This is a genomic window from Sphingomonas sp. CFBP 13706, assembly GCF_014842355.1.
GTDB classification, from domain to species: Bacteria; Pseudomonadota; Alphaproteobacteria; order Sphingomonadales; family Sphingomonadaceae; genus Sphingomonas; species Sphingomonas aerolata.
On the sequence record NZ_JACYVM010000002.1, the window covers coordinates 410,992 to 421,736 of the forward strand.

General features: G+C 69.3%; 6 protein-coding genes. 4 read left to right on the forward strand and 2 right to left on the reverse strand.

Annotated features, from left to right (window positions below; translation table 11 throughout):
* Position 1: 1 nt before the first annotated feature.
* Together IFS44_RS05265 and IFS44_RS05270 are read right to left on the reverse strand one after the other, a co-directional pair.
* Positions 2 to 3,160 (reverse strand): helicase-related protein, encoded by a 3,159-nt coding sequence (locus IFS44_RS05265; RefSeq protein WP_192097741.1) that lies wholly within the window; start codon positions 3,158 to 3,160, stop codon positions 2 to 4.
* A gap of 91 nt (positions 3,161 to 3,251) precedes the next feature.
* On the reverse strand, positions 3,252 to 4,007 hold the full coding sequence (locus IFS44_RS05270; protein WP_192097742.1) for a Crp/Fnr family transcriptional regulator: 756 nt from the start codon (positions 4,005 to 4,007) through the stop codon (positions 3,252 to 3,254).
* Positions 4,008 to 4,121: 114 nt separating this feature from the next.
* On the opposite strand from IFS44_RS05270, the gene IFS44_RS05275 reads away from it, so the two are divergent.
* The 4 genes from IFS44_RS05275 (at position 4,122) to IFS44_RS05290 (ending at position 10,697) form a co-directional block, all read left to right on the forward strand.
* Positions 4,122 to 5,243, forward strand: coding sequence for an alpha/beta hydrolase (locus IFS44_RS05275; RefSeq protein ID WP_244649940.1), 1,122 nt, complete (start codon positions 4,122 to 4,124; stop codon positions 5,241 to 5,243).
* Positions 5,244 to 5,377: 134 nt separating this feature from the next.
* Entirely contained in the window at positions 5,378 to 7,411 is a 2,034-nt protein-coding gene (locus IFS44_RS05280; protein ID WP_192097744.1) for an alpha/beta fold hydrolase, read from the forward strand.
* A gap of 182 nt (positions 7,412 to 7,593) precedes the next feature.
* Complete coding sequence (locus IFS44_RS05285; RefSeq protein WP_274604206.1) at positions 7,594 to 9,588, forward strand: HAD family hydrolase; 1,995 nt, start codon at positions 7,594 to 7,596, stop codon at positions 9,586 to 9,588.
* Entirely contained in the window at positions 9,585 to 10,697 is a 1,113-nt protein-coding gene (locus tag IFS44_RS05290; protein WP_192097746.1) for a glycosyltransferase, read from the forward strand. The genes IFS44_RS05285 and IFS44_RS05290 overlap by 4 nt, the downstream gene beginning before the upstream one ends.
* Positions 10,698 to 10,745 lie beyond the last annotated feature (48 nt).

Consider the following 10,745-nt stretch of genomic DNA (forward strand, 5'->3'; position numbering starts at 1 on the left):
GTCACTCCGACAGGTCGCTCAGCAGCTCGCGGACGCGGTCGAGGCGGGCGAGGGGATCCTCGATCCGTTCGCGCACCAGCCAGCGGCGCTTCGCCTGTTCGAACGGCGCCGGAAGGGCGGCGGTCGGATTCCCCGGGGTGAAGGCGATGGCGCCCGGGCCGACATCGATCTGGCGAATGTCGGCGGCGGCGGCGAGTGCGCGGATCCGCGCGCATTCGAGCAGGCGGACGGCATTGTCGGGAAGTGCGCCGAACCGGTCCTCGAGCTCCGCCTGGAACGCGTCGAGCGCGGCGATGTCGCACAGATGCGCGAGCTGGCCGTAGAGCGTCAGCCGCAAGTCGGCCTCGGGGATCCACTCTTCGGGAAGCATGCCGCCGACGCCGAGATTGAGCACCGGCTGGCACTGATCGACGGGCTCGCCGCGCGCGGCCTTCAGCGCGCGACCCAGCAGATGCTGGTAGAGGTCGATGCCGATCAGCTTCATGTGGCCGGCCTGATCCTCGCCGACCAGATCGCCCGCGCCGCGCATGTCGAGATCGCGCGCGCTGATCGCGAAGCCCGCGCCGAGCTGGTCGAACGCCTGGAGCGTGCGCAGGCGCTTCATCGTCGCCTCGGCGATCATGGCCTCGCCGTCGGTCGACAGCAGGATCTGGCCGCGCCGGCCGCCGCGTCCGACCCGGCCGCGCAGCTGGTGGAGCTGCGACAGGCCGAACCGGTCGGCGTGGTGGACGATCATCGTGTTGGCACGCGGCACGTCGAGCCCCGCCTCGATGATGTTGGTCGCGAGCAGCACGTCGCCGTCACCCGCGGCAAAGCCCGCCATGGCGTCGTCGAGCTCGGCGGCGTCCATCTTGCCGTGCGCGATGACGAGGCCGAGCTCGGGGACGAGCCGCGCGAGCGTCTTCGCGAGCGGGGCGATGTCCTCGATCCGCGGCACGACGACGAAGCTCTGGCCGCCGCGCGCGCGTTCGCGGCGCAGCGCCTTGCGGACCGCGGCGTCTTCGAACGGCGCGACGATGGTACGGATCGGCTGACGGCGTGCGGGTGGCGTCGCAATGACCGAGATCGCCTGAATGCCGACCATCGCCGACTGGAGCGTGCGCGGGATCGGCGTGGCGCTGAGCGTGAGGACATGGCCCGCGCCCATGTCCCGCAGCGACGCCTTGGCCTTCGCGCCGAACCGCTGTTCCTCGTCGATCACGACGAGCGCGAGATCGGCAAAGGCGACGCCCTTGCCGCCAACCGCGCTGGTGCCGACCACGACCGCGATCGACCCGTCGGCGAGACCGGCGCAGACTCGCTTGCGCTCCGCGGGCGTCGACAGCCGAGACAGCGCAGCGACCTCCAGCCCGGTGCCGACAAAGCGCGTGCGGAATGTTTCAAGATGCTGGCGGATCAGCACCGTGGTGGGCGCGACGATCGCGACCTGGCGACCGGCTAGCGCGACAAGCGCGGCGGCGCGAAGTGCGACCTCGGTCTTGCCATAGCCGACATCGCCGACGATCAGCCGGTCCATCGGCTTGCCGCTGGCGAGGTCGCTGCGGACCGCGGCGATCGCGCGCGCCTGGTCGGGGGTCTCGGCGAAGGGGAAGCCCGCAGCGAACCGTTCGTAGAGCGCGACATCGGGGACGATCGGCGGCGTCGTCCGCGCATCACGTTCGGCGGCGACCGCCTGAAGCGCACGTGCGCTTTCCGCGATCGCGGTGTCGATTGCGGCGCGACGCTTGGTCCAGCTTCCCCCGTCGAGCGTGTCGAGCGTCACCGCATCCGCGTCTGCGCCATAACGCCAGATGCGATCGGCTTCATGCACGGGTACGAGCCGGCGGGCGCCCTTGGCATAGTCGAGCACGATCGCGTCGGCCGCGACGCCATCAAAGTCGGGCAGCGCCTCGATTCCGAGAACGCGACCGATGCCGTGATCCTGATGCACGACGATGTCGCCGGTCTGCAGCGTCGCGCCTTCGGCAAAGGCCGCGACGCCGGCGCCGGGACCGTCGTCCAGTCGTGCGCGGCTGCCGAGCAGATCGGCGGCAGCGACGATGGTGAGATCGGCATAGACAAAGCCCTGGTCGAGCGGAGCGCAGAGCAGTGACACCGAACCGACGGGTGTGGCCGCCGCCTCAGCAAGACTGTCGACGGGTTCGGCGTCGACGCCGAGCCGCGATGCGAGGAAACGAAGGTCACGCGCGGACCCGGCGATCGCGAGCCGGCCATCGGCGATCACCGAACGCGCGAAGCGGCGGAAGGCGCGGACGGGATCGCGCCGCTCGATGAAGCGCGGGGTGCGTTCGACCGGGGTGTCGGTGGCGAGGCTCTGGCGGCCGGCCGTCGCCTTGTTCCAGGTGCGGGTGTCGACCAACGCGGCCTTGACCTGACGCGCCGCGGTGCCGTCGGCGGCAAGCGCAAGGAAGCGCGTGCGGCGGTCGTCGACCACAGGGTCGAAATGGAGCGAGGCGTCGGGCAAATGCTCGGTGATCGCGACGCCGTCACCCAGATCGGGCTCGCAGGCGCGACCGACGATTACCGCGTCGAGCGTTTCAAGGCTGCGCTGCGACACCGGGTCATAGCTGCGAATTTCGGTAATGACCGAATTGTCGTCGAATTCGATCCGGGCGGGGTTCGCGCGGTCGGCCGGAAACAGGTCGACGACGCTGCCGCGGATCGCGATCTCGCCGGGTTCGTCGACGCGGTCGTCGATCGTGTAGCCGATCGTTTCGGCGAGCGCGGGCAGCGCGGCGATGTCGATCGTGTCGCCGACGCGGAACACCGGTGGCGCCTCGTCGAATGCTGCAGGGGCGGGATAGCGGACCGCGCTCGCCTCGGCTGACAGGACGAGGAGGATCGGGCCGGTCGAGGCTGTAGCGGTCGCGGCGCGCAGACGGCGCAGCGCCTCGACCCGGCGGCCGACATTGGCGGCGCTGGGCGGCGCGGAGTCGCCGGGGAGCGCATCGCTCGCAACGAGATGGACGACGGTCATCGCAGGGGCGAACCCCTCCGCGAGACAGGCGATCGCCTCGGCGCGCGCCTCGTCCTCGACTACCAGAATGGCACGGTCGATCCCGGCGGTCAGCAGCTCGGCAACGACGGTCGCCGCGGGCAGGGTTGCCGGTGCGGCGCGCGTGTCGCCCGGCAGGTCGATATGGTCGGTACGCTTCAGCATGGCCCCTCCGGTCGGGCCGTTGGCGCCCATTGAATGAACGGTATGCGGACCGGCTCGTTCCGTGATCCGTGCACGAAATGTTCCGACAGGCTCAGCCGAGCAGGCGTCGATACTCGGATTCGGCATGGCCATAGGTGTCGCCCGCCATGCGCATCAGAATGTCGCGGTCGCGGACCAGCACACGGCCGCGGACCGAGCGAATCGCATGCTCCTCCTCGAGCCGGTGGAGCGCCTCGGTCACGCTGCTGCGCCGGACGCCGAGCATCAGGCGGAACTCCTCATGCGTCATGCAGATCGCGTCGTCGCGGATGCGATCGTGATAGAGCAGGATCCAGCGCGCCATGCGTCGCTCGATCGAATGCGCGAGCGACGATACGATCGTGCGGCCCATCTGGGTCATGAACACCTGCACGAAACGGAGCAGCGCGACCTGCAGCGTGTCGCTCTGCGCGGCGGCGGCGTGGAAGCGGTCGAGCGGGAGCTGCAGCGCGACGCCCTGTTCGGCGCGCATCACGACGTCATAGGGCGAGCGGTTGTCGCCGAGCAGCGCGGACCAGCCGACAAAGCCCTCCGCGCCGATCAGCCCGACCGCAAAGCGATGATCGCCCTCGAGCGCGTCGAGCACGCCGGCGATCCCCTCCTCGGGAAAGCAGAGCGTCTCGATCCGGTCGCCCGCACGCGTCAGCGACTCGCCGACCGCGAAGGAAACGCGGTCGAGATGCGGGGCGATCAATGCGAAGTCGTCGGGGCTCAGGCGCTGGAGGAGCCGGTTTCCTGTGCCGCGTGCCGACGACGCGTCGCGAGCCCCATCCCGGTCGATGGTCTCCAGTCGGTAGTTGCTCGCCATCACGCCCCCTGAAACACTGCACGAATTCAATACGATCCGGTCTTCGTCCGGTTTCGTACAGCAACTCCCACGCCGCCGCCGGGGTTGCGCCTCTCAATGATACAGGAGGCAATTTTGACACATTCCATTCGACGGACGCTGCTCGCCGGCGTGTTTGCATCAACGCTCGTACTTATCCCGGGCGCTGCGCTCGCCCAGTCGGCGCGGAGCGACACTGCGCCGCCTCCGCCCCCGCCGCCTGCCACCAAGATGGCGCCGGCCAAGGCTGCGCCCGACATGCAGGCCGTGCTCGACGCGCTGGCCGGCCTCGGCGGCAAGCCGATCGAGACGCTGACGCCCGCCGAAGCACGCCAACAGCCCTCGGCTGCGGATGGCGCAAAGGCGGTGATGGCACAGAAGGGGATGCCGACGACGCCCGACGCATCGGTGACGACGCAGGACATGCCCTATGGCAGCGACGCCAAGCAGTTCGCCCGCGTGTACAAGCCGGCGAGCGCCGCCAATGCCAAGGGCCTGCCGGTCGTGGTCTATTATCACGGCGGCGGCTGGGTGATCGCGGACGTCGCGACCTATGACGCGGCCCCGCGCGCGATGGCCAAGGCGCTGAACGCGATCGTCGTGTCGGTCGAATATCGCCATGCGCCCGAATTCAAGTTCCCCGCGCAGCATGACGATGCGGCGGCGGCCTATCGCTGGACGCTGGCCAATGCCGCGGCATGGGGCGGCAACCCGGCGAAGATCGCGGTTGCGGGCGAGAGCGCCGGCGGTAATCTGGCGGTCGCGACGGCGATCTATGCCCGCGACAATCGCCTGACCGCGCCGCTGCACATCGTCTCGGTCTATCCGATCGCCAACAGCAGCAAGACGCTGCCGTCGCGCAGGGATTCGGCAAACGCGAAGCCGCTCAACGGCGCGATGCTGCCGTGGTTCGGCTATTACTACCAGACCAGCAAGGCGGATGCGCAGGATCCGCGGTTGAACCTGGTCGGCGCGAACCTGCGCGGGCTGCCGCCGACGACAATCATCAATGCGCAGATCGATCCGCTGCGGTCGGACGGCGAGACGCTGGCTGCGGCGATGCGCGCGGCGGGCGACAATGTCGAGCAGCGTACCTTCCCGGGCGTGACGCATGAATTCTTCGGCATGGGCACGATCGTGCGCGGCGCCAAGGATGCGAACGATCTCGCGGTCGCACGGCTGAAGGCGGCATTCGCCATGGCTCCTGCGAAGCGCTGATGCGTTGGGAGGGGGATAGTTTCTCCCTCCCATTTTTGCAGCGAGTAATGCCATGACGTCGACGACCCATGCCTCTTCGCCCCGCTATCGTGCCCTCGGGCGGGTTGTGGCCCTGCTGATGGCGGGGCGCTGAGATGCCGGTGATAAACACGCCGACGCTGGCGATAGCCTATACCGATACGGGCCCGCGCGAGGGCGATGCGGTGTTGTTGCTGCACGGCTGGCCCGATGACTCCTCGACCTGGGACGACGTCCTGCCCGCGCTTCATGCCGCGGGGCTGCGGACGATCGTGCCGAGCCTGCGCGGGTTCGGCGAAACGCGGTTCCTCGAAGGCGATACGCCGCGCACCGGCAACAGCGCGGTGCTGGCGATGGACGCGATCGCGGTGATGGACGGGCTGGGGATCGCGCGGTTCATGGTCGCGGGGCATGACTGGGGCTCGAACATCGCCGAGGCGCTGGCGGTGGGATGGCCCGAGCGGGTGCAGCGGATCGCGATGCTCGCGACGCCGCCGCGACTGGGCGGCATGCCGACGCCGCCGTTCGAACAGACGCAGCGGCAATGGTACCACTGGTTCATGGCCACCGCGCGCGGCGCGCAGGCGGTGCGCGATGACCCCAGGGGATTTGCGCATGTCCACTGGACCAACTGGTCGCCGCCGGGCTGGTTCGATGAGGCGACCTTTGCACGGGTGGCGCGCGCGTTCGGGAATCCGGACTGGGTCGACGTCACGCTGCACAGCTACCGCGCGCGCTGGGACGAGGCGGCGCCCGATCCCGCGAGCGTCTGGCTTGAGGAAGCGGTAAAGGCGAGCGAGACGCTGTCGCTGCCCGCGCTGTACATTCAGGGTGCGGAGGACGGGGTGAACCCACCAAGCGCGACCACCGCGGTACCGGAGAAATTCTCGGGCCCCTTTGCCTTCGTCACCTTGCCGGGCGTCGGCCATTTTCCACAGCGTGAGCGGCCCGAGGCGGTCGCCGACCTGCTCGTCACGCTGTTCACCGGCGATCCCGCTACCTTGTCCGACACGATTTACCGGAGCTACGACATGTCTAAGTTCAAACCCCTTCTCGCAGGCGCCGCGCTTTTCGCACTCGCCGCCGCCGCAACCGCGGCCGGCGTCGCACAGGCCAAGACCGCGGCGAGCCCGCTGACTCAGGTGGCGACGTTCGACCACCAGGTGACCGGCGTCGCGGTGACCGCAGACGGACGACGGTTCGTCAACTTCCCGCGCTGGACCGACGATGCGCCGATCTCGGTCGCCGAGGTGCTGCCGGACGGAAAGCTTAAGGCCTATCCAGACGATACGTGGAACAGCTGGCGCAACGCCCGCGCCAGCGAATTGCCGGTCGGCGACTATTTCGTCTGCGTCCAGTCGATCGTGCCCGACGGGCACGGCAATCTGTGGGTGCTCGATCCCGGCGCGCCGGGTAACGAAAAGCCGCTCGAGGGCGCGCCGAAGCTGGTCAGGATCGACCTGGCGACGAACCGCGTGACCAAGGTGATCAAGGTCGCGCCCGATGTCGCGCTTCAGGGTACGTACCTCAACGACATCCGCTTCTCGCCCGACGGCAAGACTGGCTACATCACCGATTCTGGCACGCGCGGCGCGATCATCGTGATCGACCTGGAGAGCGGCAAGGGTATGCGCGCGCTCGACGGGCATGGCTCGACGCAGATCGACAAGAGCGTGACGGTCATGACCGACGGCAAGCCGCTGGTCCGCCCCGATGGCCGTCAGCCGGCCTTCTCCGCGGACGGGATCGCGATCTCGAACGACGGCAAGACGCTGTATTATCAGGCGCTGACCGGCAAGACGCTCTACGCGATCGATACCGGGCTGCTCCGCGAGGGCGTGAGCGCGGCGCAGCAGGCGGCGGGGGTGAAGACCATCGCCGAGACGCATGTCGCGGACGGTCTGTGGATGAGCAAGGCGGGGGTGCTGTACATCACGTCGCCCACCGACGACAGCATCACGCGGCTGGTCGGCGATCACGTCGAGCCGGTGCTGACCGACAAGCGGCTGCGCTGGCCCGATACCTTCTCCGAAGGGCCCGACGGGCGGATCTATGTGACGGCGAGCCATATCCAGGACACCAGCTGGTTCAAGCCGGGTGCGCCGGCATCGCTGCCGACCGCATTGTTCGCATTCGACCCCGCGCGGTGACATGAACGGGCGCCCCGGGCATGCAGACATGCCGGGGCGCCGCTGTCCGGCAGCGGCAGAAAACGTCAGATTGCAACAGGGTTAACATAGCGCAACGCGATAACCGCGCACCCCGGGATCGAATGTCGTGGCGTATCGTTTCGCCATACTAACGATACGGGGTCGCCTTGTTCATTCTCCATTTGGCCCTCGGGGGCTGCCTGAAAGCGCCGCCCATCGACTTCGGCATTACGGCCGACTCCGGGGGGCATCTTGCGTATGTGGTCGACGCAGCGCTGGTTCAGGCAAAGCTTCCCGGCGTGGACCGGGTCTCGATCGTTACCCGGTTGTTCCGGTCTGCGGATCTTCCATCCGTGCATGGCCTGCGATCGGAGTGCGTCACCGACAGATTGACGATCGACCGGGTCGATAGTGGCGACGACCGCTATCTCGAAAAGGAGGCGCTCGCCGCCGACCTGCCCGCATTCACCGAGGCGTTTTGCCGTCACATTGCCGGACTGGCGGTCATGCCGAACGTCATCCATGCGCATTTCGCCGATGCCGCAGCCGTCGCGATCGAGGCACGCCGCCGGTTCGGCATCCCGTTCGTGTACACGCCGCATGCGCTGGCGATCGACAAACGCCGTCAGGGCCTTGGCGGAGCCGAACTCGGCACGCGGATTTCGGCGGAAACCACCGCGATCGCTGCGGCAGACGCGCTGATCGTATCGACGCGGGACGAGGCCGAACGGCAGGTCCCGGCCTATGGCGTCGGGGTCGCGGGCCGGATCCACTGCGTGCCACCAGGCGTACCCCGCCGTCCCGACGCCGGAAACACGGTGACGCTTGTCGATCGCCTGGGGGACTGGCTCGATCGGCCTGATCTCCCGATCCTGCTGGCGATCGCGCGACCGGTGGCGAAGAAGAACCTCGCGGCCCTCGTACGTGCGTTCGCGGCGGATCCGGTTCTGCACGAGCGTGCGAATCTGGTGATCCTCGCCGGGCAACATGGGGGCCAGTCGTCGAGCGAGGAACGGGCAGTGCTGGGCGAGCTCCAGGCGCTTGCCGCTGGTCCCGCGCTGCGCGGGCGGTTCGCCTTGCCGCCGCGGCACGATGCGGCGGACGTTACCGCACTGTACCGGCGAGCGGCGGCAGGCGGCGTGTTCGTCAACCCGGCGCTGCACGAGCCGTTCGGGCTGACCCTGATCGAGGCGGCGGCAGCCGGCGTGCCGGTCGTCGCCACCCGCAACGGAGGGCCGGCGGAGATCGTCGCGCAGATCGGTCACGGCTTGCTGGTCGATCCGCGCGACGAGCGGGGAATCGCTGCGGCCTGCCGCGCGGTGATCGAGGACGCGGGTCTTCACGCACAGTTGAGCCGGGCGGCACGCGTGGGGAGTGCGGCGTATGACTGGCGACGCTATGCCGGGGCGGCGGTCGACATCTACGCGGCATTACGGCGCCAGCCTGCGCTGCTGGCCTGCGACATCGACAATACGCTGACCGGGTCAGTTGACGGCGCAGCGGCGTTCGCGAGCTGGCGGCATGGCAGCAGCCTACCGTTCGTGGTCGCGACGGGGCGCAGCTTCGCCGAGGCGCGCGCGGTGCTGGCGCAGTGGCATTTGCCCGAGCCGGATGCATTCATCGTCGACGTTGGGACGCGGATCCTCCGTCCGGCGGCGCATGGCGGGTGGCAGTCCTGCGCAGCGTTCACTGCCGCGCTCGATAAGGACTGGGACCGGGCGGCGGTACGTGCGGCGATTGCCCCGCTCGGCATCTGCGCCCAGCCGGTCGCTACCGAGGGCGCGCACAAGCTCAGCTTCTTTGGCGACGCCGCCGACGCCGCAGCGATCCGCGCGGCTCTGGCGCAGGCGGGGCTTGCAGCGCGGGTCGTGTTCTCTCACGGCCGGCTGATCGACGTGCTGTCCTCCGGCGGCGGCAAGGCGGCGGCGATCACGGCCTATGCGGCCGGGTTGGGGCTGACGCTCGACGACTGCATTGCAGCGGGCGACAGCGGCAACGACCTCGACATGCTCGACGCGTGCGGGTTCGCGATTGTCGTCGCCAATGCGAGTGATGAACTGGCGACACTTGCCGCGCGTCCCGGGCTGCATCGCGCCACGCGCAACCATGCCGCCGGGGTGGTCGAGGGGCTGGCACGGCTCGGATTGACCACGCCGGCCGTGCAAGTCGCGGCATGACGCGTCCGTTCGGCTATTTCGTCCACCATCAGGGCCGTGGGCATGCGGAACGCTGCGCTGCGATTCTGCAGGCGCTGCCGGCGTCGCGTCCCGTGACGATCTTCTGCGCGCGCGACGACATCTTCCCCGCGCTGCCGGCGCAAGCGCGGATCGTGACGATCCCGTCGCTGTTCGAGCCGACCGGGGCGGAGGTGGCGATGGACTGGGTTGCAACGCCCGCGACGCTGCACTGCGCACCGCTCGGCTGGCCGGGGATCCGAAGCGCGATGGCGACGATCGCCGACTGGTTCGCGCACGCGGACCCGGCACTGATGATCTGCGACGTGTCGGCGGAGATCGCGCAATTGGCGCGGATCTGCAGCGTGCCGCACGTCAAGGTTCTGCAGCATGGCGACCGCGGCGATGCCGGGCACCGCGCGGCCTATGACGGCGCCGCCGGGCTGCTCGCTGCGTTCCACCGCGATCTTGCCCAGCCTGACTGGGACGCGGCGATGGTCGAAAAGACGTGTTTCGCGGGCGGGCTGGGGGTCGATACGCAGGGCCCCGACCGGAGCGCGGCGCGGGAGCGGCTGGGGATCGGCGAGCGCGAGGAGATGATCCTCGTCATGGCCGGCGGCGGCGGCAGCGGGTTCGGGCAGGCGCCGCTGGGCGTCGGCGCGCGCAGCCGGCCTGCCGCGCGCTGGATCACGATCGGGCCGGTCGTGCGCGATTGGCATGCGACCGAGCCCGCCAATATCGACCATCGCGGCTGGGTGGAGAATGCGGCGGACTATGTCGCGGCGGCGGATCTGGTGATCGCGTCGACCGGGAACACGACCTGCCAGCAGATCCTGGCGGCGGCGCGGCCGTGGATCGCCGTGCCCGAATGGCGCTACTTCGACGAGCAGCACCGCAAGGCCGACGCGCTGGGCGCGGCGGGGGTGGCGTGCATCCGGCCGCATCTGCCGTCGTCGGCGGACGCGTGGACCCAGGCGATCGACGCCGCCTATGCGCAGCACCGTCCCGAACGGCAGCGCGCGATGATCGCCGAGGCCCCCGCCGACGATGCCGCGCGCTGGCTCGAGGCGCTGGCGGCGCGGCTCTGGGGCACGGCACCGCACCCGGCCTGATCCGTTCTGCCCCCGTCATTACCCTGTTCCATCCTGTTCCCAGATCCC

Excerpts from the sequence above, each read along its gene's own strand:
- IFS44_RS05265 (WP_192097741.1), bottom strand. The coding sequence starts at position 3,160 with ATGCTGAAGCGTACCGACCATATCGACCTGCCGGGCGACACGCGCGCC.
- IFS44_RS05270 (WP_192097742.1), bottom strand. The coding sequence starts at position 4,007 with ATGGCGAGCAACTACCGACTGGAGACCATCGACCGGGATGGGGCTCGC.
- IFS44_RS05280 (WP_192097744.1), top strand. The coding sequence starts at position 5,378 with ATGCCGGTGATAAACACGCCGACGCTGGCGATAGCCTATACCGATACG.
- IFS44_RS05290 (WP_192097746.1), top strand. The coding sequence starts at position 9,585 with ATGACGCGTCCGTTCGGCTATTTCGTCCACCATCAGGGCCGTGGGCAT.